The sequence below is a fragment of the Shinella sp. JR1-6 genome (genome assembly GCF_004284735.1).
In the GTDB taxonomy this organism is placed as follows: domain Bacteria; phylum Pseudomonadota; class Alphaproteobacteria; order Rhizobiales; family Rhizobiaceae; genus Shinella.
Window position 1 is genome coordinate 167576 of the sequence record NZ_SHMI01000001.1, and the last position, 22452, is coordinate 190027.

General features: G+C 65.1%; 22 protein-coding genes. 18 read left to right on the forward strand and 4 right to left on the reverse strand.

The features are described 5' to 3' along the window. Nucleotides 1-57 precede the first annotated feature (57 nt). The 10 genes from paaX (at nt 58) to EXZ48_RS00830 (ending at nt 9556) form a co-directional block, all read left to right on the forward strand. Entirely contained in the window at nt 58-966 is a 909-nt protein-coding gene (gene paaX, locus EXZ48_RS00785; RefSeq protein WP_371687631.1) for a phenylacetic acid degradation operon negative regulatory protein PaaX, read from the forward strand. A 168-nt stretch (nt 967-1134) separates the two neighbouring features. Then, nucleotides 1135-2340: a 3-oxoadipyl-CoA thiolase gene (pcaF, locus tag EXZ48_RS00790; RefSeq protein ID WP_130514014.1), complete on the forward strand. Its 1206-nt coding sequence runs from the start codon at nt 1135-1137 to the stop codon at nt 2338-2340. Between the two features lie 23 nt (nt 2341-2363). Beyond that, nucleotides 2364-3368, forward strand: coding sequence for a 1,2-phenylacetyl-CoA epoxidase subunit PaaA (paaA, locus tag EXZ48_RS00795; protein ID WP_130514015.1), 1005 nt, complete (start codon nt 2364-2366; stop codon nt 3366-3368). Between the two features lie 13 nt (nt 3369-3381). Then, nucleotides 3382-3666: a 1,2-phenylacetyl-CoA epoxidase subunit PaaB gene (gene paaB / locus EXZ48_RS00800; RefSeq protein WP_068399310.1), complete on the forward strand. Its 285-nt coding sequence runs from the start codon at nt 3382-3384 to the stop codon at nt 3664-3666. Beyond that, the gene (gene paaC / locus EXZ48_RS00805; protein WP_023516150.1) at nt 3666-4421 is read left to right on the forward strand and encodes a 1,2-phenylacetyl-CoA epoxidase subunit PaaC; all 756 of its coding nucleotides are present in this window, start codon (nt 3666-3668) and stop codon (nt 4419-4421) included. The genes paaB and paaC overlap by 1 nt, the downstream gene beginning before the upstream one ends. Before the next feature lie 9 nt (nt 4422-4430). Further along, the gene (gene paaD, locus EXZ48_RS00810; RefSeq protein ID WP_130514016.1) at nt 4431-4955 is read left to right on the forward strand and encodes a 1,2-phenylacetyl-CoA epoxidase subunit PaaD; all 525 of its coding nucleotides are present in this window, start codon (nt 4431-4433) and stop codon (nt 4953-4955) included. 123 nt (nt 4956-5078) lie between these two features. Further along, nucleotides 5079-6155 carry a 1,2-phenylacetyl-CoA epoxidase subunit PaaE gene (gene paaE, locus EXZ48_RS00815; RefSeq protein ID WP_130514017.1) on the forward strand — a complete coding sequence of 359 codons (1077 nt, stop codon included), beginning with the start codon at nt 5079-5081 and terminating at the stop codon, nt 6153-6155. 11 nt (nt 6156-6166) lie between these two features. Then, nucleotides 6167-6922 carry a Phenylacetic acid catabolic protein gene (locus EXZ48_RS00820; RefSeq protein ID WP_130514018.1) on the forward strand — a complete coding sequence of 252 codons (756 nt, stop codon included), beginning with the start codon at nt 6167-6169 and terminating at the stop codon, nt 6920-6922. A gap of 68 nt (nt 6923-6990) precedes the next feature. Next, a complete protein-coding gene (gene paaZ / locus EXZ48_RS00825; RefSeq protein WP_130514019.1) occupies nt 6991-9048 on the forward strand; it encodes a phenylacetic acid degradation bifunctional protein PaaZ in 2058 nt (685 codons plus the stop codon). Nucleotides 9049-9052: 4 nt separating this feature from the next. Next, on the forward strand, nt 9053-9556 hold the full coding sequence (locus EXZ48_RS00830) for an acyl-CoA thioesterase (protein ID WP_130514020.1): 504 nt from the start codon (nt 9053-9055) through the stop codon (nt 9554-9556). Between the two features lie 7 nt (nt 9557-9563). Here EXZ48_RS00830 and EXZ48_RS00835 read toward each other — a convergent pair whose 3' ends face one another. The 4 genes from EXZ48_RS00835 to paaG all read right to left on the reverse strand — a co-directional run bounded on the left by EXZ48_RS00835 (nt 9564) and on the right by paaG (nt 12931). Next, nucleotides 9564-10160, reverse strand: coding sequence for a TetR/AcrR family transcriptional regulator (locus EXZ48_RS00835; protein WP_130514021.1), 597 nt, complete (start codon nt 10158-10160; stop codon nt 9564-9566). A gap of 193 nt (nt 10161-10353) precedes the next feature. Continuing rightward, the gene (gene paaK / locus EXZ48_RS00840) at nt 10354-11664 is read right to left on the reverse strand and encodes a phenylacetate--CoA ligase PaaK (RefSeq protein ID WP_130514022.1); all 1311 of its coding nucleotides are present in this window, start codon (nt 11662-11664) and stop codon (nt 10354-10356) included. 41 nt (nt 11665-11705) lie between these two features. Then, the gene (gene paaI / locus EXZ48_RS00845; RefSeq protein WP_050743711.1) at nt 11706-12146 is read right to left on the reverse strand and encodes a hydroxyphenylacetyl-CoA thioesterase PaaI; all 441 of its coding nucleotides are present in this window, start codon (nt 12144-12146) and stop codon (nt 11706-11708) included. After that, a complete protein-coding gene (paaG, locus tag EXZ48_RS00850; RefSeq protein WP_130514023.1) occupies nt 12143-12931 on the reverse strand; it encodes a 2-(1,2-epoxy-1,2-dihydrophenyl)acetyl-CoA isomerase PaaG in 789 nt (262 codons plus the stop codon). The genes paaI and paaG overlap by 4 nt, the downstream gene beginning before the upstream one ends. A 100-nt stretch (nt 12932-13031) precedes the next feature. Between paaG and paaN the strand changes: the two genes are divergently transcribed. The 8 genes from paaN (at nt 13032) to EXZ48_RS00890 (ending at nt 22400) form a co-directional block, all read left to right on the forward strand. After that, nucleotides 13032-14693: a phenylacetic acid degradation protein PaaN gene (gene paaN, locus EXZ48_RS00855; RefSeq protein WP_130514024.1), complete on the forward strand. Its 1662-nt coding sequence runs from the start codon at nt 13032-13034 to the stop codon at nt 14691-14693. Nucleotides 14694-14739: 46 nt separating this feature from the next. Next, nucleotides 14740-15891 carry an ABC transporter substrate-binding protein gene (locus EXZ48_RS00860; RefSeq protein ID WP_023512767.1) on the forward strand — a complete coding sequence of 384 codons (1152 nt, stop codon included), beginning with the start codon at nt 14740-14742 and terminating at the stop codon, nt 15889-15891. Nucleotides 15892-15961: 70 nt separating this feature from the next. Next, nucleotides 15962-16834, forward strand: coding sequence for a branched-chain amino acid ABC transporter permease (locus EXZ48_RS00865; protein ID WP_130514025.1), 873 nt, complete (start codon nt 15962-15964; stop codon nt 16832-16834). A gap of 2 nt (nt 16835-16836) precedes the next feature. Further along, nucleotides 16837-17793 carry a branched-chain amino acid ABC transporter permease gene (locus tag EXZ48_RS00870; RefSeq protein WP_130514026.1) on the forward strand — a complete coding sequence of 319 codons (957 nt, stop codon included), beginning with the start codon at nt 16837-16839 and terminating at the stop codon, nt 17791-17793. After that, on the forward strand, nt 17790-18575 hold the full coding sequence (locus EXZ48_RS00875) for an ABC transporter ATP-binding protein (RefSeq protein WP_130514027.1): 786 nt from the start codon (nt 17790-17792) through the stop codon (nt 18573-18575). Before EXZ48_RS00870 ends, EXZ48_RS00875 begins: the two co-directional genes overlap by 4 nt. Beyond that, nucleotides 18562-19263 carry an ABC transporter ATP-binding protein gene (locus EXZ48_RS00880; protein WP_023512763.1) on the forward strand — a complete coding sequence of 234 codons (702 nt, stop codon included), beginning with the start codon at nt 18562-18564 and terminating at the stop codon, nt 19261-19263. The genes EXZ48_RS00875 and EXZ48_RS00880 overlap by 14 nt, the downstream gene beginning before the upstream one ends. A gap of 4 nt (nt 19264-19267) precedes the next feature. Then, entirely contained in the window at nt 19268-21328 is a 2061-nt protein-coding gene (locus tag EXZ48_RS00885) for a 3-hydroxyacyl-CoA dehydrogenase NAD-binding domain-containing protein (RefSeq protein ID WP_130514028.1), read from the forward strand. A 154-nt stretch (nt 21329-21482) separates the two neighbouring features. Beyond that, nucleotides 21483-22400 (forward strand): helix-turn-helix domain-containing protein, encoded by a 918-nt coding sequence (locus tag EXZ48_RS00890; protein WP_130514029.1) that lies wholly within the window; start codon nt 21483-21485, stop codon nt 22398-22400. The last annotated feature ends 52 nt before the right edge of the window (nt 22401-22452 follow it).

Consider the following 22452-nt stretch of genomic DNA (forward strand, 5'->3'; position numbering starts at 1 on the left):
CCTATTCTGGGCTAGTCCTCGGCCACTATCGAAATGGAACGAGGGCAGGGGGCTGGTTTGCCGGCGGACAAGGACAGGATGGAGAGCATGTTTGGCGCGATGCTCAGGACCATCATCGAGGAGAGCCCGCTGAAGGCCGCCAGCTTCATCGTCACCATCTATGGCGATGTCGTGGAGCCGCGGGGCGGCGTGGTGTGGACCGGCAATCTCATCGAGACCTGCGCTGCCGTCGGCATCAGCGAGACGTTGGTGCGCACCGCCGTCTCGCGCCTTGTCGCGGCCGGGCAATTGTCCGGAGAGCGGGAGGGGCGGCGAAGCTTCTACCGCCTCGCCGCGCCCGCTCGGGCGGAGTTTGCCGCCGCTGCCCGCCTGCTCTTCGGTCCACCGGAAGCGGCCGAGTGGCATTTTGTGCAGTTGACCGGAACGGCGCCAGACGAGGCGATGCAGACCCTTGAGCGGGCAGGCCATGCCCGGCTGGGGCCGCGGTTAGCGGTGGGTGCGCGCGCCCTCCCGCTTCTCAAGCAACCGGCCGTCGTGTTCCGGGGTGACGTGGTTAGCGGCGAGGGGGACCTTGGCGCCTTTGCGGCCGACCATTGGGACCTTGCGCTGCATGCCGAGGCCTATGACGGCTTCCTCCGGCGCTTCGGGCGCCTCGCCGATCTCCTTGCCGGCGGGGTGCGGCTCGGCGCAGCGGAAAGCCTCGTCGCCCGGCTGGTGCTCGTGCACCAGTTCCGTCTCGTCGTACTGCGCGATCCGCGCCTGCCGCAGACGGCCCTGCCCGTGGACTGGCCGGGAGAGGCGGCCAGGGCGCTCTTTTCCGACCTTTACCTCGGCCTCTCCCCCGAGGCGGATCTGCATGTCGCCCGCCACTTCGTTACGGCGGCCGGTGCTTTGCCGGAAGCGAGCGAGGCAACGCTGCGTCGTCTTTCCCTGTTGCGCGAGGCGCGCCGGGTCGACTTTTCATAGGGAAAAGCATGGTTTGTGGTATGATGCTTGCTGCTGCGATGAGACATCACAGAATTCAGGGAAAATCCCATTGATTTGTGATGTGTCGAGTGCTAAATAGATAACCGATCGGTCGGTCAATGTTTCTGGAGGAACGGATCGACCCTTGGATATCAGGGAGGAAGCCGCGTGTCCGAAGCCTTTATCTGCGACGCCGTTCGTACGCCCATCGGCCGTTATGGCGGGCTGCTGTCGTCGGTGCGTGCTGATGATCTGGCCGCCGTGCCGCTCAGCGGGCTGATGGCGCGCAATCAAGGCGTCGACTGGTCGAAAGTAGACGATCTCATCTACGGCTGCGCCAACCAGGCCGGCGAGGACAACCGCAATGTCGGCCGCATGGCCGTGCTGCTCTCCGGCCTTCCCGTCTCCATTCCCGCCACCACCGTCAACCGCCTCTGTGGCTCCGGCATGGACGCCGTCGGCATGGCCGCCCGCGCCATCCGCGCCGGCGACTGCGATTTCGTCATCGCCGGCGGCGTCGAGAGCATGAGCCGCGCGCCCTTCGTCATGCCCAAGGCCGACAGCGCCTTTTCGCGTGCCAATGCCGTCTATGACACGACGATCGGCTGGCGCTTCGTCAATCCGAAGATGAAGAAGGCCTTCGGCGTCGATTCCATGCCGCAGACGGCCGACAACGTTGCCGCCGACTTTGCCGTCAGCCGCGAGGACCAGGACGCTTTTGCTGCGTTGAGCCAGGCCCGTTGGGCGGCGGCGCATGAGGCCGGCCTTTTTGCCGATGAGATCGTGTCCGTTTCCGTGCCGCAGAAGAAGGGCGATCCGCTGGTCGTCGACACCGACGAACATCCCCGTCCCGGCACGACGGCCGAGCAGCTTGCTAAGCTGAAGGGCGTCAACGGCCCGGACCTCTCTGTCACCGCGGGTAACGCCTCGGGTGTCAATGACGGCGCGGCCGCCTTGCTCATCGCCAATGAGGCGACCGCCAAGGCGCAGGGCCTGACGCCGAAGGCGCGCGTCGTCGCCATGGCGGCGGCGGGGCTTGAGCCGCGCATCATGGGGTTCGGCCCGGCTCCGGCGGCGCGCCGGGTGCTGGAACGCGCCGGCCTGACGCTCGGCCAGATGGACGTCATCGAACTCAACGAAGCCTTCGCCTCGCAGGCGCTCGCGGTTCTGCGCGATCTCGGCCTGCCGGATGATGCGCCGCATGTGAACCCGAACGGTGGCGCCATCGCCATCGGCCACCCGCTCGGCATGAGCGGCGCGCGGCTCGTCACGACAGCCACCTATCAGCTCCACCGCCAGGGCGGGCGCTATGCACTGTGCACCATGTGCATCGGCGTCGGTCAGGGCATCGCCATCATTCTCGAGCGCGTCTGACGCGCCAGCAAGGAGGAAAGACCATGTATGCCCAGATGGTGAAGACCGATGCCGCTCGCGTCCGGTCCCTCGACGAGATGGACCCCGTGGAGCGCGCCTTCCAGGAGCGCGTCGACGCCGGCCAGAAGATCGAGCCGAAGGAATGGATGCCCGAGGGTTATCGCAAGACGCTTGTGCGCCAGATCAGCCAGCACGCCCATTCGGAAATCGTCGGCCAATTGCCGGAAGGCAACTGGATCACCCGCGCACCCACCTTGGAAAGAAAGGCGATCCTGCTCGCCAAGGTGCAGGACGAGGCCGGCCACGGCCTCTACCTCTATTGCGCCGCCGAAACGCTCGGCATCAGCCGCGACCAGATGTACGAGCAGTTGCATTCCGGCAAGGCGAAATATTCCTCGATCTTCAACTATCCGACGCTGACCTGGGCCGATATCGGCGCAATCGGCTGGCTGGTCGATGGCGCGGCCATCATGAACCAGGTGCCGTTGCAGCGCTGTTCCTACGGCCCCTATGCGCGGGCCATGGTGCGCATCTGCAAGGAAGAAAGCTTTCACCAGCGCCAGGGGTATGACGCCCTGATGAAGATGGTGAAGGGCACGCCGGCCCAGAAGGCCATGGTGCAGGACGCGCTGAACCGCTGGTGGTGGCCGTCCCTCATGATGTTCGGCCCCTCGGACGATGCCTCCGTGCATTCGGCGCAGTCGATGGCCTGGAAGATCAAGCAGAACTCCAACGACGAGCTGCGCCAGAAATTCGTCGACCAGACCGTGCCGCAGGCAAAATATCTCGGCCTCACCGTGCCGGATCCGGACCTCAAGTGGAACGAGGAAAAGGGCGGCCACGATTTCGGCGAGCCGGATTGGGAGGAATTCTTCAACGTGATCGCCGGCAACGGCCCGTGCAATGCGGAGCGCCTCAACGCCCGCAAGAAGGCCTGGAATGACGGCGCCTGGTTCCGCGACGGCCTGACGGCGCATGCCGAAAAGGCCGCCGACCGCCGCGCTGCGGCAAAAATCGCCGCCGAGTAAGGGAGAGAGCACGATGTCCAGCGAATGGCCGCTTTGGGAAGTTTTCATCCGGGGCCAGCACGGCCTCAACCATCGCCATGTCGGGAGCCTGCATGCGCCTGACGCCGAAATGGCTGTCAACAACGCCCGCGACGTCTATACGCGCCGCAACGAGGGCGTCAGCATCTGGGTGGTGAAATCCTCTGACATCACCGCCAGCGCGCCCTCGGAAAAGGGCCCGCTGTTCGATCCGTCGAACTCCAAGGTCTATCGTCACCCGACCTTCTTCGACATTCCGGACGAAGTGGGGCACATGTGATGTCGGGCGCGGCGCTTCTCGAATTCCTGCTGCGCATCGGCGACAACACGCTGATCCTCGGCCATCGCGTTTCCGAATGGTGCGGGCACTCGCCCGCGCTGGAGGAGGATATCGCGCTCGCCAACACCGCGCTCGACCTGATCGGCCAGACGCAGCTCTGGCTCGGCCTTGCCGGCGAGGTGGAAGGCAAGGGCCGTTCCGCCGACGATCTCGCCTATCTGCGCGACGGTTACGAATTCCGCAACATCCTCATCGTCGAGCGCCCGAACGGCGATTTCGGCAAGACGCTGATGCGGCAGTTCCTGTTTGACGCCTGGCACTATCTGCTCCTCAAGGCGCTGAAGGGGTCCTCCGACACCCGCATCGCCGAGATCGCGGAAAAGGCGTTCAAGGAAGTCTCCTATCATCTCGACCGCAGCCGCGATCTCGTCATCCGCCTCGGCGACGGCACGGCGGAAAGCCACCGCCGCATGCAGGAGGCGCTGGATGAACTCTGGCCCTTCACCGGCGAGATGTTCATGAGCGATGCGCTCGACGCCGAACTGGTCGAGGCCGGCATCATCCCGGCCCCCGCAAGCCTCAAGGCGGGCTGGGACGAGATCGTCGCGGAGACGCTCTCCGAGGGCACGCTGAAGAAGCCGGCCGACGGCTACATGCACAAGGGCGGCCGGCGCGGCGTTCACACCGAGCATCTCGGCTTCATCCTCACCGAGATGCAGTTCCTGCAACGCGCCTATCCGGGCGCGACCTGGTAGGAGGCGGCGATGGACCCGGCGCTTCGTCCCTCGGTCAAGGAGGTCTGGCACTGGCTTTCCGAAGTGCCGGACCCGGAAATCCCGGTCATCTCGCTCACCGATCTCGGCATTATCCGCGATGTCGAATGGCGGGACGATACACTTGTCGTGACGGTGACGCCGACCTATTCGGGCTGTCCCGCCACCACGGTGATCAATCTCGATATCGAGACGGCGCTCACCGGAAAGGGCCTTGCCAAGGTGAAGCTGGAGCGCCGTCTCTCGCCCGCCTGGACGACGGACTGGATCAGCGCCGAGGGCCGCGAAAAACTGCGCGACTACGGCATCGCCCCGCCGATCGATGGCACGGCCACCGACGGCGTCTTGATGAAACGCATCGACCGGCTCTCCGGCCGGTCGAACCTGACCATCGCCTGTCCGCGCTGCGGCTCGGCGAGCACGGAAAAGATCAGCCAGTTCGGCTCGACGCCCTGCAAGGCGAGCTATCGCTGCACGGACTGCCTGGAACCGTTCGACTATTTCAAGTGCATCTGACCGGAAGCGATTCCGGCGAACCGGAATTCGCCTGACACGCTCTGGTTTCCTGTTTTTACCGCATGATCCGACGCCGAAGCGATGCCGCTCCGGCCGGAAATGCTCTAGGGAGAAGGCCCGCACATGGCACGTTTTCATTCCCTGACCGTGACCGACGTTCGCCGCGAGACGCGCGATGCGGTCGTGGTCACGCTCCGGCCGTCCGAAGAGGACCGCGCTGTCTTCGACTTCACGCAAGGCCAGTACCTGACCTTCCGCCGCAAGTTCGAGGACGAGGAGCTGCGCCGCTCCTATTCGATCTGCGCCGGCAAGGACGAGGGTGTCCTGAAGGTCGGCATCAAGCGCGTCGACGGCGGCTGTTTCTCCACCTGGGTCAACGAAAGCCTGAAGGCCGGCGACACGCTGGAGGCCATGCCCCCGATGGGCGCGTTCTTCACCGCGCTGGAGCCGGACGCCGCAAAACACTATCTCGGCTTTGCCGGCGGCAGCGGCATCACGCCGGTGCTCTCGATCATCAAGACGGTGCTGTCGCGTGAACCGCGCGCGCGCTTCACGCTGGTCTACGCCAACCGCCAGATCAGCTCGATCATGTTCCGCGAGGAACTGGAGGACCTGAAAAACCTTTATCTTGGGCGCTTCTCGGTGCTGCATATCCTCGAAAGCGAGGCGCAGGATATCGACCTCTTCACCGGCCGCATCGACGGTGAAAAGTGCGCGGCGCTGTTCAGGAACTGGATCGACCCGAAATCTGTGACGACCGCCTTCATCTGCGGCCCGGAGCCGATGATGCTGGCGATCGCTGCCGCCCTTCGTGAGCATGGCCTGCGTGACGACCAGATCAAGTTCGAACTCTTCGCCTCCTCGCAGCCCGGCCGGGCGCGCGCCAGGGTGGAGAAGGCGAACGGCGCGGACCAGGGCGCGACCTGCGAGGCGACCGTCACGCTCGACGGCGCGACCCGCACCTTCAAGTTCCCGAAACAGGGCCAGAGCCTGCTCGACGCCGCGCTCGAAAACGCCATGGACGCGCCCTATGCCTGCAAGGCCGGTGTCTGTTCAACCTGCCGAGCCAAGATCATTGAGGGCGAGGCCGAGATGGAGGTCAACCACGCGCTGGAAGATTACGAGGTGCGCCAGGGCTATGTGCTGACCTGCCAGTGCTTCCCGCTCACCGACCGCATCGTCGTCAGCTACGACCAGTAAGGGGAATTTTCATGTCCGATACGATGCCGATCGAAGACTATCTGGCTGAGGGTGGTGTGCTCTCCTCGCCCGCCAATGTGCCGCCGCGCTATCGCGGCGAACTCTTGCGCCTCATGGCGAGCTTTGTCGACAGCGAACTGGCCGGTTCCGCCGGCTTCGCCGATACGATCAACGATGCGCCGGGCATTCAGGAGCGCATCTCCGCCGCCCGCATCGTGCTGGAAAAGGCCGATCACGCCGGCAAGGTCTTGCAGGTCATGGAAACCTTCGGCGCGAATGGCGGGCGCTACGCCGTGCACCATCCCTGGGCCGAGCGGCTTTCCCGCGAGGCCGATATCGGCGCGGCACGGCAGGGCGGCGACATGCGCCTCTCCGTCTTCCACTATCCGCTGCAAGGCTGGGTGGATGCCGTCGTCATGAACGTGCTGATGGGCCGGGCGAGCGTCGTGCAGTTGAAGGAACTGTCGCGCGTCTCCTACCAGCCGCTCGCCGAGATTTTCCGCGCCATCCTGCCGCGCGAGACGCGCCATGCGGAGCTTGGCCTTGCCGGCCTCGTGTGCATCGCCGGTGACGAGGAGGGCCGCGCCAAAGCGCAGGCTTCCGTCGCCTACTGGTATCCGCGCGTCGCCGCCAGTTTTGGCCATTCCGGCTCCGTCCGCTTCGAAACGCTGTCGCGTTTCGGCCTGCGGCATACGCCCAACGAGACCCTGCTGGCCGAATGGCGAGCCGAGGTCGATGCGCAGCTCGCTGCGCTTGGATTGAACTGAGCAATCCCAGGAAAAGTGTGAAGCGGTTTTCCGTCCGTGATTGCGAAAAAAACAGGAAGGACATTGAGATGAACGTCATGGCAAACCGGCCGCGCCGGCTCGAAAGCTATGTCGGCGGCGCTTGGGTCGTCGGTGCGAAGGAGGGCGTGCCCCTGCTCGACGCCGCGACGGGCGATCCGGTCGCCTTCATCGATTCCTCCGGCATCGATTTCAAGGCGATCCTCGCCCACGGCCGCGACAAGGGCGGCCCGGCGCTGCGGCGCCTATCCTTTCACGAGCGCGCCGCCATGCTGAAGGCACTCGGCCAGGCGCTGATGGAGAAGAAGGAAGAGTTTTACGCTCTCTCGACCGCCACCGGCGCGACGCGCGCCGATAGCTGGGTCGATATCGAGGGCGGCATCGGCACGCTACTCTCCTATGCCTCCAAGGGCCGGCGCGAATTGCCGAACACCCGCGTCCTGCTCGATGGCGACGTGGAACCGCTTTCCAAGGACAACACGTTTGCCGCTCAGCATATCCTGACCCCGTTGCAGGGCGTCGCGGTGCATATCAACGCCTTCAACTTCCCCTGCTGGGGCATGCTGGAAAAGCTTGCGCCGACGCTGATCGCCGGCGTTCCAGCCATCATCAAGCCGGCGAGCCAGACGGCCTATCTCACCGAACTGATGGTCCGCCGTATCGTCGAGACCGGCATCCTGCCGGAAGGCGCGTTGCAGCTCGTCTGCGGCTCGGTCGGCGACCTGCTCGATCATGTCGAAGGGCAGGACGCCGTCACCTTCACCGGTTCGGCCGCCACCGGCCAGCGCCTCAAGACGCACAAGGCGATCATCGAAAACTCGGTGCGCTTCACCATGGAGGCCGACAGCCTCAACGCCGCCGTGCTCGGCCTCGACGCCGCGCCCGGTACGGAGGAATTCGACCTCTTCGTCAAGGAAGTCGCCCGCGAGATGACGGTGAAAGCCGGCCAGAAATGTACGGCGATCCGCCGCGTCATCGCCCCGCGCGCCTATAGCGAGGCCCTCATCGAAAGTCTTGGCGCGCGTCTTGCGAAGACGGCGATCGGCAATCCCGCCGACGAAGCCGTACGCATGGGCCCGCTCGCCAGCCTCGACCAGCGCGAAGAAGTTCGCGCCCGTATCCGCGATCTCTCCGCCGACGCCGAGATCGTCGCTGGCGATCCTGATAATCCCAGCGTCCAGTCCGGCGACGCCGTGGCCGGGGCCTTCCTCAATCCGGTGCTGCTCTATTGCGACAAGCCGGGCTCGGCCCGCGCCGTGCACGATGTCGAGGCCTTCGGCCCGGTCAGCACCGTCATGCCCTATGACACGGCGGAAGAGGCGGTCGATCTCGCCCGGCGCGGCAAGGGCAGCCTCGTCGCCTCGGTCTTCACCAACGATCCGGGTTTTGCCCAAGAGGTGGTACTCGGCCTTGCCCCCTTCCATGGTCGCGTGATGATCGGTAACCGCGTCAGCGCCAAGACATCCACCGGCCACGGTTCGCCGCTGCCGGGCCTCGTGCATGGCGGCCCCGGCCGCGCGGGCGGCGGCGAGGAACTGGGCGGCATGCGCGGCGTCAAGCACTACATGCAGCGTACCGCCATTCAGGGCGCGCCGACCATGCTTTCCGCCGTCACCGGCCGCTGGCTGCCGGGCGCGACAGCGCGGGCGGGCGGCGAGCATCCGTTCCGCAAGTCATTGGCGGAACTGAAGATCGGCGACCAGCTCATCACCGCCACCCGCACGGTGACGCTCGACGATATCGAGCATTTCGCCCATTTCACTGGCGACACTTTTTATGCCCACATGGACGAGCAAGCGGCCAGGGCGAACCCGTTCTTCGACGGGCGCGTTGCGCACGGCTATCTCATCGTCTCCTTCGCCGCCGGCCTGTTCGTCGATCCGGCTCCGGGCCCGGTGCTGGCCAATTACGGCGTCGACAACCTGCGCTTCCTGACACCGGTCAATCCGGGTGATACGCTGCAAGTGCAGCTCACCTGCAAGGAGATCAGCCCGCGCGCCAATGCCGAGCATGGCGAAGTGCGCTGGGATTGCAACGTGACCAACCAAACCGGCGCCACCGTCGCGCAGTACGACGTGCTGACCATGGTGGCCAAAACGAGAGACTGACCGCATGGACCCGCGCCGCCTGGAAATGACCGTTTTGATGACGCCGGACATGGCGAATTTTTCCGGAAAGGTTCACGGTGGCGCGCTTCTGAACCTGCTTGATCGTGTCGCCTTCTCCTGCGCCTCGCGTTATTCGCAGCAATATGCGGTGACGCTTTCGGTCGATCAGGTGATGTTCAAGGAGCCGATCCATGTCGGCGAACTCGTCACCTTTCGCGCTTCGGTGAACCATACCGGCCGAACCTCCATGGAGATCGGCATTCGCGTCGAGGCGGAGAACATCCGCTCCGGCCACCGCCGGCACACCAATTCCTGCTATTTTACGATGGTCGCCGTGGATGATGCGGGAAAGCCGGTGCGTGTGCCGGAGTTGCAGCCGACGGATCCGGTGGATACCAGGCGCTACAAGGCGGCAGAGTTGCGCCGCACGCTGCGGCGTGAATTTGCCGAGCGGCTGGAATCGGTCGCGGCGACGGGCAAGGACGTGGAACGGTCGGACGACGGTTAGTTTTTGCTTACGTAACGGCTTTGACGCCCTCAAGGATCAGCGTTGTCGCGATATCCGCATACTCATCCCGCGTTACCGGCCCGTTCGGGCGGAACCACATATAGACCCAGTTCATCATGCCGAAGAGCGACATGGTGACGGGCATCAGCAGCGGCCGGCCCTTGTTGAGATCCGGGTTGATGTCGCGGATGACGCCGGAGAAGCGCTTGACGATCTGCCGCTCGATCGCCTGCAGTTCGGAAAGCTGTTCGGGGGAAAGTGCGCTGGTGCCGTTGAGCTGCACCTTGTGCTCGTTGTCCCGGCCTTCATAGTTTGCCAGCACGGCCTTCACGAGAAGCCGCAGGCGATCCTGCGGGGCGACGTCTGGTCGGTCGGCGGCTTCGATGGCGTTTGCCAGCTCCGTCAGGTGCGTGCGTACGATGTCGAAGATCAGCGCATCCTTGCTCGGATAATAATGATAGAGCAGCGCCTTGGAGACATTGCTGTGCGAGGCGATCATAGACATGGAGGCTTTCTCCATGCCCATCTCGGCAAAGACTGCGGCGGCACTCGAGAGAATGCCGCGCTGTTTTTCCTCGAAATCAACTGCGCGCGTGCGTGCCATTTTATCCTGCTTTGCTTTGCCCGGCTGCTTCCGGGAAGGTGGCTGCCCTCCCTATACACAGTCAACCCGGTTCCGGGATAGGGGACCTTCATCCTTCTTCTAACGGCGAAGATTCCCCATCTCTTTGTTTCTACACAACTCCGGACGCAAAATCATTCCTCGCGCGATTGCTGGAATTGTTCAGCCCGGCCTTTCATTCCTTCGGACGGTTGTCGACCACCCGTTTTGCCTTGCCTTCCGAGCGGGCGACGCCGCCGGGCTCGTGCACCGTGATCTTCGTCGAGACCCCGACCACGCTCTTGATGTGATGGGCGAGTTCCTTGGCCGAACCCGTGCGAGAACCCTCGTCGGCTGCCTCGAGCGTGCACTCCACATGCACGGTCATGTTGTCCATGCGGCCCGAGCGTGTCAGCTCGATCTGGAAATGCGGCGCGAGGCCGCGACATTTCAGGATCTGTTCCTCGATCTGTGTCGGGAAGACGTTGACGCCGCGCAGGATCATCATGTCGTCGGACCTGCCAGTGACCTTTTCCATGCGGCGCATCGAGCGGGCGGTGCCGGGCAGCAGCCGCGTCAGATCGCGCGTGCGATAGCGGATGATCGGCAGGCCTTCCTTGGTAAGCGTGGTGAAGACCAGCTCGCCGATCTCGCCGTCCGGCAGCACCGCACCGGTGACCGGATCGATGATTTCGGGGTAGAAATGGTCTTCCCAGATGTGCAGGCCGTCCTTTGTCTCGACGCATTCATTGGCGACGCCTGGCCCCATGACCTCCGACAGGCCGTAGATGTCGACGGCGTGCATGTCGAAGGACTGCTCGATCTCCTCCCGCATGGCGTTTGTCCAAGGCTCGGCGCCGAAGATACCGACGGCGAGCGAGCTTTCCCGCGGATCGACGCCCTGACGGCGGAATTCGTCGAGGATGGAGAGCATGTAGGAGGGCGTGACCATGATGATGCGCGGCTTGAAATCCTGCATCAGGGTGACCTGGCGTTCCGTCATGCCACCGGAGATCGGCACCACGGTGCAGCCCGCCCGTTCCGCGCCGTAATGCGCGCCGAGGCCGCCGGTGAAGAGGCCGTAGCCATAGGCGACATGCACGACATCGCCGGCCCGGCCGCCCGAGGCGCGGATCGAGCGGGCGACGACATTCGCCCAGGTGTCGATGTCGTTCTTCGTGTAACCGACAACGGTGGGCTTGCCGGTCGTGCCCGACGAGGCGTGAATGCGCGTCAGCTTCTCACGGGGTACGGCGAACATGCCGAACGGGTAGGTGTCGCGCAGGTCCTTCTTGGTGGTGAAGGGGAATTTTGAAAGGTCGGCGAGTGTCTTGAGGTCGGAGGGGTGTACGCCTGCCGCGTCGAAGCGCTGACGATAGAAGGGCGAATTCTCGTAGGCGTGGGTCAGTGACCATTTCATGCGCTCAAGCTGCAGCGCGGAAATCTCATCGCGGGAGGCAGTCTCGATCGCTTCGAGGTCTCCGGGGCGGGGGGACAGGTCTTCCATGAAAATCTCCTCCGAGAATGCGGGATGGTGTGCCCTCTGCCTCACTCCGGCAGATGGGTGCCCTTGACTGTTCGCGAGTGGCCGCGGAATTCCGCGACATGCTCGCCCTCCTGGTTGGTGATGCGGATGTCGTAGATGCCGCCACGACCGCGGCGCGACACCTCCTTCGCCGTCGCGGTCAGCCTGTCGCCCCGGAAGGCCGGCGCGATGAAGGTCACTGAACAGTGCTGGGCGACGGTGCGCTGGTTGTAGGTGTTGCAGGCGAAGGCGAAGGCCGAATCCGCCAGTGTGAAGATGTAGCCGCCGTGACAGGTGCCGTGGCCGTTGGTCATGGTCTCGGCGATGGTCATGACAATGGCCGCTTCGCCGGGTGCGATGGCAACGAGCTCCATGCCGAGATGACGGGTGGCGTTGTCGTCATCCCACATCGCCTTGGCGCAGGCTTCGGCGAGCGCTTGCGGAGAAAGCTCGGCGGCGCTCATTTGCCGGAGAACTCCGGCTTGCGCTTTTCGAGGAAGGCGGAAACGCCCTCGGCGTAGTCGGCGCTGCGACCGGCCGCGCGCTGCAGGTCGCGCTCGAGGTCGAGCTGCTGGTCTAGAGAATTGGTGGCGGCGGCCTGGATGGCGCGTTTCGTCATGCCGAGGCCCTTGGTCGGGCCGGCGGCAAGGCGTGCGGCGAGAGCGCTCGCCTCTTCCATCAGCGTGTCGTCGTCGACGGCGCGCCAGATGAGTCCCCAGTCGGCGGCGGTTTCCGCGCCGAGCGGTTCTGCGGTGAGCGCAAGCGCCTTGGCGCGCGCCTCGCCGATCAGGCGGGGCAGGCTCCAGGTGCCGCCGGAATCGGGCACGAGGCCGATCTTGGCGAAGGCCTGGATGAAGCGGGCGGAGCGGGCGGCGAGCGTGATGTCGCAGGCAAAGGCGATATTGGCACCCGCGCCGGCGGCGACGCCGTTGACCGCGCAGATGACAGGTTTTTCGAGGCTGCGGATGAGGCGCAGCAGCGGATTGTAATAGGTCTCGATCGTGTGGCCGAGGTCCGGCACGCCTTTCTTGGGATCGCGGTCGCCGAGATCCTGGCCGGCGCAGAAGCCGCGGCCGGCACCGGTCAGCAGTACGGCGCGTACCGCATCATCCGCATGGGCGCGCTCGAAGCCGGCGCGCAGCGCAAGGTGCATCTCGTCGTTAAAGGCGTTAAGCTTGTCCGGGCGGTTCAGCGTGAGGCTCAGAACGCCATCGGCGAGCGCCGACAGAATGGTGTCGGAAGTGGTCATGGTTCCTCCCTGTCGCCCTTCCCAGCGGCGACCGTAAAAAAACTCTTGCATAAACCGACCGGTCAGTCAATTATAAAAGCACTGACTGGAGGAGCCAGAGATGACCGGACTTTTCGAGCGCCATCGCCCGACGCTGGCCGCCGCAATCGAAGCGGCCGCCAAGCGTGATTTCTGGACCGTCTATCCCGAAGTGCCGAGTGGCAAGATATACGGTGAAACGGCAAAGGACGATGGCCTTGCCGCCTATACGGCACGGCTCGATGCGGCGTTCGATCTCGTTGATCATCCGGCCGAAGGGCGCGTCGGTGCCGAGGTTTCGCCGTATGGGCCGAGCCTTGGCATCACGTATCCCGCCGCCTCTGCCGACATGCTGGTCATGGCCTCGCGTGCGGTCGCCCCGCAATGGGCCGCGGCCTCGCCGGACATACGCGCCGGCATCTGTCTCGAAATCCTTGCCCGCCTCAATGCCCGCAGCTTCGAGATGGCAAATGCCGTCATGCACACGACGGGCCAGGCCTTCGCCATGGCCTTCCAGGCCGGTGGCCCACATGCGCAGGATCGTGGCCTCGAGGCCGTCGCCTATGCCCATGCCGAGATGAGCCGCATACCGGCGCAGGCGACCTGGACCAAGCCGCAGGGCAAGGGCGCGCCGATCGTCATGGAAAAGCACTGGCGCATCGTGCCGCGCGGTATTTCCCTCGTCATCGGCTGCAATACGTTCCCGACCTGGAACAGCTATCCGGGCCTTTTCGCCAGCCTCGTCACGGGCAATACCATCATCGTCAAGCCGCATCCGGCGGCGATCCTGCCGCTTGCCATCACCGTCGAAGTCGCGCGGCAGGTGCTCGTGGAAGAGGGGTTTGCGGCCGATATCGTGCTGCTCGCCGCCGATGCGCCCGGTGCCGAGATCACCAGGGATCTCGTGCAGCATCCTGCCGTCGCCATCATCGACTATACCGGTTCCAATACGTTCGGTGCCTGGGTGCGCGAAAACGCCGGTCATGCCGATGTCTACACCGAAGAGGCCGGCGTCAACTCGATCGTCATCGGTGCGACGGATGATTTTGCCGGCATGTGCAGCAATATCGCCTTCTCGCTCTCGCTCTATTCCGGCCAGATGTGCACGGCGCCGCAGGATATTTTTGTCCCACGCGGCGGCATTGCGACGAATGAAGGCCACAAGAGTTTCGACGAGGTTGCGGCTGGCATCGCGGCTGCCATCGATGGTCTGCTTGCCGATCCGGCGCGTGCGGCCGGTGTCTGTGGGGCCATCGCCAATCCGGCGACGCTCGCCCGCATTGCGACGGCCCGGTCGCTTGGCCGCATCGTCCGTGACTCGGCGCCCGTCGAAGGCCTCGATGGCGCTCGCACTGCAACGCCTTTGATCCTCGTTGTCGATGCAGCGGATGCGGATTCTTACGCGGAGGAACGCTTCGGTCCCATCGCTTTCGTCGTTGCGGTTGAGGACGTCGAGGACGGCATCGACCGTGCTGCCAGGCTTGCCGAGCGCAAGGGGGCGATCACGGCGGCGCTCTACGCGGCGGATGAAACCCAGATTCTTGCCGCGGCCGATCGTTTCGCCACGGCAGGCGTCAATCTTTCCGTCAACCTGACCGGCGGCATCTATGTCAACCAGAGCGCCGCCTTCAGCGATTTCCACGTTACCGGTGCCAATCCGGCGGGCAATGCCAGCCTGACGGATGCGGCCTTCGTCGCGAACCGGTTCCGCGTGGTGATGTGGCGCCGCCCCGCGGCGGCGTGAGGAGTTTTCGCTTTAACCTTTGTCTTTGTTGGGAGGAGAAACCGACATGAAATTTTCGCTCACCACCACCGCGCTCGCCGGCACGCTGGCCTTCGTCCTCGGCTTTGCCGCGCCGGCCCTTGCCGATATCAAGATCGGCGCGACCCTTTCGGAGACCGGTCCTGCCTCCTTCCTTGGCGATCCGGAAGCCAAGACGCTGAAGATGCTGGTTGAGGAGATCAATGCGGCCGGCGGCGTCAATGGCGAGAAGATCGACCTGATCGTCTATGACGACGGTGGCGACCCGAACAAGGCGCGCACCTTCGCCACCCGCCTGGTTGAGGATGACGAGGTCGTCGCCGTGATCGGCGGCACGACGACGGGCACCTCCATGGCCATCATCCCGGTCTTCGAGGATGCCGAAGTCCCGTTCATCTCGCTTGCGGGCGCGATCGAGATCATCGATCCCGTCCGTCCCTTCACCTTCAAGACCCCGCATACGGATCGTATGGCCTGCGCGAAGATCTTCGAGGACATGAAGAAGAACGGCATCACCAAGATTGGCATGATCTCCGGCTCCGACGGTTTCGGCGCATCCATGCACAAGCAGTGCCTGTCCATCGTCGGGGAATACGGTATCGAGGTGCTGGCCGACGAGACCTACGGCCCGACCGATGCCGACATGACGCCGCAGCTTACCAACATCAAGGGCAAGGACGGCGTGCAGGCCGTGCTGAACCCCGGTTTCGGCCAGGGGCCGGCGATCGTCACACGCAACTATGCGCAGCTCGCCGTCGGCCTGCCGCTCTACCAGTCGCACGGTGTTGCCTCGGATGGTTTCATCGAGCTTGCCGGCGCGGAGGCTGCCGAAGGCGTGCGCCTGCCGGGCACGGCGCTTCTCGTCGCGGGTCTGCTGCCGGAGAACGACCCGCAGCGCGCCGTCGTCGTCGCCTACAAGGAGGCCTATGAAAAGGCGACCGGCAAGCCGGTCTCGACCTTCGGCGGCTACGCCCACGATGCGCTGCGCATTCTCGTCGATGCGATCAAGCGGGCAGGCAGCACCGAGCCTTCGGCGATCCGCGATGCGATCGAAGGCACGGCGGGCCTTGTCGGTACGACCGGCACGGTAACCATGACGGCGGAGGATCATCTCGGCCTCGACCTGTCGGCCTTCCGCATGCTGCAGATCGAAAAGGGCGGCTGGAAGATCGTCGAGTAATCGAGCCTGCCGGCCCGCGCCACAGGGCTGTGGGCCGGCGGAAACCGTCGTGCGCGAAGCGGAGGCATTCATGCCCGAACTCCTGCAATTCCTACTCTCCGGGATCACGGTCGGCGCGGTCTATGCGCTGGTCGCGCTCGGCTTCACGATCATCTACAACGCTTCCGACGTCGTGAACTTCGCCCAGGGCGAGTTCGTCATGCTCGGAGGCATGATCACCTTCTTCGCGCATGCCGCCGGATTGCCGCTGCCGCTTGCCGCGCTCATCGCCATCATCGTCACGGCGGGTGTCGGCGTTGCGCTCAACAAGCTGGCGATCGAGCCGGCACGGGGCGCACCCGTCGTCTCGCTGATCATCATCACCATCGGCGCCTCGATCTTCATCCGCGGCGCGACACAGCTCGTCTTCGACAAGCAGCTCCATCGCTTCCCGGCCTTTTCGGGCGACCAGCCGATCGTCATCGGCGGAGCGACCATCCTGCCACAGAGCCTCTGGGTGATTGCCGGTGCGCTTGCCGTCTTCTTCTGTCTCTGGCTGTTCTTCACACGCACCCTCATCGGTCGCGCGGTACTGGCGACGGCAAACAACCGCATCGCTGCCCAGCTCGTCGGCATCAACACCAATTATGTGATGACGCTCTCCTTCGCCATGTCGGCCGCCATCGGTGCTCTCGCCGGCGTGCTGGTGACGCCGATCACGCTGACGAGCTATGATGTCGGCCTCGCGCTGGCATTGAAGGGTTTTGCTGCCGCCATGCTCGGGGGCATGGGCAATCCCAAGGGCGCGCTCGTGGGCGGCCTGATGCTCGGTGTCCTGGAGGCGATGACGGCCGGCTATATCAGCTCGCAATACAAGGACGCAGCCGCCTTCGTCGTCATCCTCGCGGTGCTCTTCGCCATGCCGCAGGGCCTTTTCGGCCGCAAGTCGACGGATCGGGTGTGATCATGCGGCTCTCCAGCAAGGCAACCACGCTCCTCATCCTCGCCGCGGTCATTGCGATCGCGCCGGTCTTCTTCCCGTCCTCCTACTATTTCCGCGTCGGCTCGCTGATCTTCGTCAACGGGCTTGCGGTGACGGGTCTTGTCATCCTCATCGGCTATGCAGGCCAGATCAGCCTTGGCCATGCGGGTTTTGCCGGCATCGGCGCCTATGCCTGCGCGCTGGCGCCGGTGCATCTCGGCCTGCATCCGGCGCTTGCCGCTCTGCTCGGTGCGGCGCTCTCGGCGGCCATCGCCTTCCTCGTCGGCCGGCCGATCCTGCGGCTCAAGGGCTATTATCTCGCCGTCGCCAGCCTCGGCTTCGGCATCCTTGTCTCGATGGTGCTCTCCAACGAGGCGCAGCTCACCGGCGGGCCGGACGGCATGGCGGTGCCGGAACTGGGACTTCGCGCTTTCCTGAAGGCCATCGGCATCGATCTTTCCAACACCGAATTCTGGTATGCCTTCTCCGGCTTCGTCCTTGTCATCGGGGCCTGGCTGGCGCTCAACCTCTACCACAGCCCGACCGGTCGGGCGCTGCGGGCGTTGCACGGGTCGGAGGTTGCGGCCCGGACGGTCGGCGTCGATGTCGCGCATTACAAGCTTGTCGCCTTCATCCTCTCGGCGGTCTATGCCTCCGTGTCGGGCTCGCTTCTGGCGCTGCAGAACAAGTTCATCACGCCTGACGTCGCAGGCTTCATGCACTCGATCGAGATGGTCACCATGACGGTGCTGGGCGGCGCGGGGTCGGTGCTCGGCGCCATTCTCGGTGCAGCGATCCTCACCACGCTGCCGCAGGTGCTGACGGTCTTCCAGGAATACGAACAGCTCATGCTCGGCCTCGTCATGATGCTGGTTATGATCTTCATGCGCGAGGGGCTGCTGCCCTCCATCGCGCGCCGCATCCGGGGGAGGGCAGAATGAGCCTGCTTCAGATCGAAGGCTTGGGGATCGATTTCGGCGGCGTGCGTGCCGTCAACGATGTCGGCTTCTCCCTGAAACCCGGCGAGATCGTTTCCGTCATCGGCCCGAACGGCGCCGGCAAGACGACGCTGTTCAACATGATCTCGGGGGTCTACGCCCCGGCCCGCGGCCGTGTCGCGCTTGACGGAGAGGATGTCACGCGCATGCCGCCGCACCTTCTGGCGCGGCGTGGCCTGTCGCGCACCTTCCAGAACCTGCAGATCTTCCAGTCGATGAGCGTGCTCGAAAACGCCGTCGCCGGGCATCACCTGCACGAGCGTGGCTCGGTCTTTGCCGATCTCCTCTCGCTGCCCGCCGCGCGCCGCCGCAGCAGGGCGTCGGAGGAGAGTGCGCGTGCGCTGCTCGACCGTGTCGGCCTCGGCCGCGCCGCCGAACAGGAGGCGGGCTCGCTCTCCTATGGCGCGCTGAAGCGGCTGGAGATCGCCCGCGCGCTGGCGCTGAAACCCCGCGTGTTGCTGCTCGACGAGCCGGCCGCCGGCTGCAACGCCGTCGAGACGGAGGAGATCGACCATCTGATCGCTAAGGTCGCGGCCGAGGGCGTGTCGATCCTGCTGGTGGAGCACGACATGAAGATGGTCATGCGTATTTCCAACCATATCGTGGTGCTCGACCATGGCGAGAAGATCGCCGAAGGCGAGCCGGCGGCGATCGCGCGCGACCCGCGCGTCATCGAGGCCTATCTGGGTGCCCAGGCGACGGAGGCGCAAAATGCTGACGGTTGAAGGACTGCGTTCGCGCTATGGCCGTATCGAGGTGCTGCACGGCATCGACCTCGATGTTGCCTCGGGCGAGATCGTCACGGTGGTCGGCGCGAACGGCGCCGGCAAGACCACGCTGCTCAAGTGCCTCTCCGGCATCCAGCCGGTCTCGGCCGGGTCCATCGTCTTTCGCGGTGAGGCGCTGACGGCGGTGCCGGCGCATGCCCGCGTGCGGCGCGGCCTTGCCCAGTCGCCCGAAGGGCGCCAGATCTTCACCAACCTGACGGTGGAGGAGAACCTGCGCCTCGGTGCCTATCTCTTTTCCGATGACAAGGTGGAGCGGGACCGGGAGGACGCCTTCGCCATGTTCCCGATCCTCCGGGAGAAGCGCAATCTTGCGGCCGGCGGCCTTTCCGGCGGCCAGCAGCAGATGCTGGCGATCGCCCGCGCGCTGATGGGCCGCCCTTCCTGCCTGCTGCTCGACGAACCGAGCATGGGCCTTGCCCCCATCCTCGTCGCGCAGATCTTCGATGTGGTGAAGAGCCTGAAGGCGCTCGGTGTCACCGTGCTGCTCGTCGAGCAGAACGCATTCGGCGCACTCTCGGTCGCCGATCGCGGTTATGTCATGGAGACGGGCCGCATCACCATGTCCGGCCCCGCTGCCGACCTCATCGCCGACGAACGCATCCGCGCCGCTTACCTGGGAATATGACACCATGACCGTCAGCATCATCAGCGAAAACGGCATCGCCGTCGTCACCATCGACAACCCGCCCGTCAACGCGTTGTCGCAGGCGCTGCGCCAGGCCCTCGTCGAGGCCGTCGCCAAGCTCGATGCGGACGCCGCGGTGAAAGCCGTCGTGCTGATCTGCGCCGGCCGCACCTTCATCGCCGGGGCCGATGTCAGCGAATTCGGTAAACCACCGCAGCCGCCGCATCTGCCGGACGTGGTGGCGACCATCGAGGGCGCTAGGAAGCCCTGGGTCGCGGCGATCCATGGCAGCGCGCTCGGTGGCGGGCTCGAAGTGGCGCTCGGCTGCGCCTGGCGGGTGGCCGTTGCTTCTGCCAGCCTCGGCCTGCCGGAAGTCAAGCTCGGCATCATTCCCGGTGCCGGTGGCACGGTTCGCCTGCCGCGACTGATCGGTCCGGCGGCTGCCGTCGAACTCGTGACAAGCGGCAGCCCCGTTGACGCGAAGAAGGCAGAAGGTCTCGGCCTCGTGGATGCTGTCATCGAGGGCGACCTTCTGGCCGGGGCGATTGCCTTTGCGAATGGTGCTGCCGGCAAAACCCGGCCGGAGCCGATCTCCAGCCGTGCCGTAGCGCCCGTTGAAGCCGGTTTCTGGGAGGGTGCCGAAAAGGCGGTGGCCGCCAAGGCGAAGCGGGAGGCCGCTCCGCTCCGGGCGCTTGCCTCGGTGCGCCGGGCCAGCGAGACGGATTTCGCCAGTGCCATGGCTTTCGAGCGGGAAACCTTCCTCGACCTGCGTGGCTCGCAACAGGCGTCGGCGCTGCGCCATGTCTTCTTTGCCGAGCGCGCTGCGCCACGCCCGCCGGAGCTTGCCGGGATCACGCCGCGCGATATCCGCTCGGCGGCCGTCATCGGCGGCGGCACGATGGGCGCGGGCATCGCTGCGGCGTTGCGCGATGCCGGTCTGCCGGTCATTCTCATTGAGCGCGATGCGGCGGCGGTCGAGCGCGGGCTCGCCAATGTCAGGGCCATCTACGACGGTTCGGTGAAGCGCGGGCGCATGACGCAGGCCATCGCCGATGCGCGCATGGCCGGCGTCACCGACAGCGGCGATTATGGCTTGCTGGCCGATACGGACCTCATCATCGAGGCGGTGTTCGAGGACCTGTCGGTCAAGCGCGCCGTCTTCGAAAAATTGTCTGTGGTTTGCCGGCCGGATGCGGTGTTGGCCACCAACACCTCCTATCTCGATCCGGACGCGATCGGCGAAGGCATCGCCCATCCGGAACGGTTCCTCGGCCTGCATTTCTTCAGCCCGGCGCACATCATGAAGCTGCTGGAAATTGTGCCGACCGGGACGACTGCGCCAGACGTGCTGGTGACGGGTTTTGCGCTCGCCCGCCTGCTCGGCAAGATCCCGGTGCGCGCCGGTATCTGCGACGGCTTCATTGGCAACCGTATCCTGAAGGTGACACGTGCGCAGGCCGAGCGACTGTTGCTGTCGGGCGCGACGCCTGCGGCGGTCGATGCAGCGATGCGCGCCTTCGGCCTGCCGATGGGGCCGTTCGAGGCGCAGGATCTCGGCGGCCTCGACATCGCGGCCTTCCAGCGCAAGGCGGCGCGCGAACGCGGTGAAATGCCTTTTGCGCCCGTTGCCGACCGGCTCTGTGCCCTCAAGCGCTACGGCCAGAAGACCGGCGGCGGCTGGTACGACTACCAGCCGGGCGACCGTGCGCCGAAACTCTCTGACACCGTGGCAGCGATCATCGCCGAGGCCGCGGAAAGCCGGGCACAGCGCGCATGGGACGAGGCAGGCATCGTTGATGCCATTCTCCTGCCCATGGTCAACGAGGCGACGTGCATCCTGGAAGAGCATGTTGCACTCCGCGCCGCCGATATCGATCTCGTGAAGATCCATGGTTATGGCTTCCCACGCTGGCGCGGCGGGCCGATGCACTATGCCGAGGGACGCGGGCTTTCGGAGGTGGTGGCGGTGCTGGACCGCCTTGCAGCGGATGGCCTTGCCGAACCGCCTAGCGACGGCCTGCGCCGGGCGGCAAAGGCCGGTGGTTTTTCGGTGCTTGCCGGGTGAGACAATTCCGGCAAGACTGCCTGCCGGCTTGCGGCAGGGCGGAAAGATTGCGCGTTTGCGGACGGGAAGGGCTCTCGGCGATAGGCAAGCGTTGCGGACTGTGGTGAGATAGTTTTGGGAGAACAGGCTTTCTGCTAGAGCCGGGGAGGGCACGATGCAGTCGCTGATGACGCCGGGACACAAGCCGGTGCCGGTAGAAATTCTCGAGGCGGAGATCAGGAGGGTCTGCGGTTCGTTCGATCTGGAGCCGATGGGGCGGACGGGCGTCGTCAATGGCGACGTCACGACGCGGCGTGTCGGTCCCTTCGATACGGCCATCGTCGCACTCGATGCCTCCGAAGTCGCGCGCAACACCCGCTCCATCCGGCAGGATCCCGGCGAATACTTCTTCCTGCTGGTGCAGGATGCGGGCCACTGTCGCGTCGAGCAGGGCGATCAGGTCGCGGAGCTTTCGCCCGGCGACATGTTCCTCGTCGATTCCCTCAAGCCCTCGTCCTTTCTCTATCGCGGCGAGCGCTCGAACCAGGTGTCGCTGCATATCCCGCGCGACGAGATGCTCCACCGTTTCGGTACGCCATGCACCGGTGGCCTTTCGATCTCGCGCGATGATCCTCTCTGGCTCGCCATGCGCGCGGTCATCGCGAAAATGCTGCTGGAGGAAGGGGCGCAGGCGCAACTCGGCGAAGCTTTCCTGTGCCTTCTCGGTGCCTACCTGCATTCGACCCGCGTGACCGGTGCCGCTGAGACGCTGCTGTCGCGTGCGCTTGCGATGATCGATCGCCACCGCGCGGATCCGGGCTTCGGGCCGCGTGAACTGGCCGTCCGCCTCAACGTTTCGGAGCGCATGCTGCAGCGGCATTTTCGGCCGCTCGGGGAAACACCCGGTCACCGGTTGCTCAATCGGCGGCTGGAGCTTGCCCATGCGCGGCTCTCCGCCCGCAAGGGAGAGCAGGCGGCGGAGGGCGTTACGGCCGTTGCCTTCGATTGCGGCTTCAACGACCTTTCCTATTTCTATCGCGAGTTCCGCAAGAAGTACGGCACGACGCCGGGCGCGGTCGCGCGCTGCCATTGACGCTTTTGTCCAAAAGGCGGGACGGTGCCGTCCAAGTCCGGTGTGCTGCCCC

Coding starts and splice junctions, on each gene's coding strand:
- paaA (WP_130514015.1), top strand. CDS start 2,364: ATGTATGCCCAGATGGTGAAGACCGATGCCGCTCGCGTCCGGTCCCTC.
- paaB (WP_068399310.1), top strand. CDS start 3,382: ATGTCCAGCGAATGGCCGCTTTGGGAAGTTTTCATCCGGGGCCAGCAC.
- paaC (WP_023516150.1), top strand. CDS start 3,666: ATGTCGGGCGCGGCGCTTCTCGAATTCCTGCTGCGCATCGGCGACAAC.
- paaD (WP_130514016.1), top strand. CDS start 4,431: ATGGACCCGGCGCTTCGTCCCTCGGTCAAGGAGGTCTGGCACTGGCTT.
- paaE (WP_130514017.1), top strand. CDS start 5,079: ATGGCACGTTTTCATTCCCTGACCGTGACCGACGTTCGCCGCGAGACG.
- EXZ48_RS00820 (WP_130514018.1), top strand. CDS start 6,167: ATGTCCGATACGATGCCGATCGAAGACTATCTGGCTGAGGGTGGTGTG.
- paaZ (WP_130514019.1), top strand. CDS start 6,991: ATGAACGTCATGGCAAACCGGCCGCGCCGGCTCGAAAGCTATGTCGGC.
- EXZ48_RS00830 (WP_130514020.1), top strand. CDS start 9,053: ATGGACCCGCGCCGCCTGGAAATGACCGTTTTGATGACGCCGGACATG.
- EXZ48_RS00835 (WP_130514021.1), bottom strand. CDS start 10,160: ATGGCACGCACGCGCGCAGTTGATTTCGAGGAAAAACAGCGCGGCATT.
- paaK (WP_130514022.1), bottom strand. CDS start 11,664: ATGGAAGACCTGTCCCCCCGCCCCGGAGACCTCGAAGCGATCGAGACT.
- paaI (WP_050743711.1), bottom strand. CDS start 12,146: ATGAGCGCCGCCGAGCTTTCTCCGCAAGCGCTCGCCGAAGCCTGCGCC.
- paaG (WP_130514023.1), bottom strand. CDS start 12,931: ATGACCACTTCCGACACCATTCTGTCGGCGCTCGCCGATGGCGTTCTG.
- paaN (WP_130514024.1), top strand. CDS start 13,032: ATGACCGGACTTTTCGAGCGCCATCGCCCGACGCTGGCCGCCGCAATC.
- EXZ48_RS00860 (WP_023512767.1), top strand. CDS start 14,740: ATGAAATTTTCGCTCACCACCACCGCGCTCGCCGGCACGCTGGCCTTC.
- EXZ48_RS00865 (WP_130514025.1), top strand. CDS start 15,962: ATGCCCGAACTCCTGCAATTCCTACTCTCCGGGATCACGGTCGGCGCG.
- EXZ48_RS00870 (WP_130514026.1), top strand. CDS start 16,837: ATGCGGCTCTCCAGCAAGGCAACCACGCTCCTCATCCTCGCCGCGGTC.
- EXZ48_RS00875 (WP_130514027.1), top strand. CDS start 17,790: ATGAGCCTGCTTCAGATCGAAGGCTTGGGGATCGATTTCGGCGGCGTG.
- EXZ48_RS00880 (WP_023512763.1), top strand. CDS start 18,562: ATGCTGACGGTTGAAGGACTGCGTTCGCGCTATGGCCGTATCGAGGTG.
- EXZ48_RS00885 (WP_130514028.1), top strand. CDS start 19,268: ATGACCGTCAGCATCATCAGCGAAAACGGCATCGCCGTCGTCACCATC.
- EXZ48_RS00890 (WP_130514029.1), top strand. CDS start 21,483: ATGCAGTCGCTGATGACGCCGGGACACAAGCCGGTGCCGGTAGAAATT.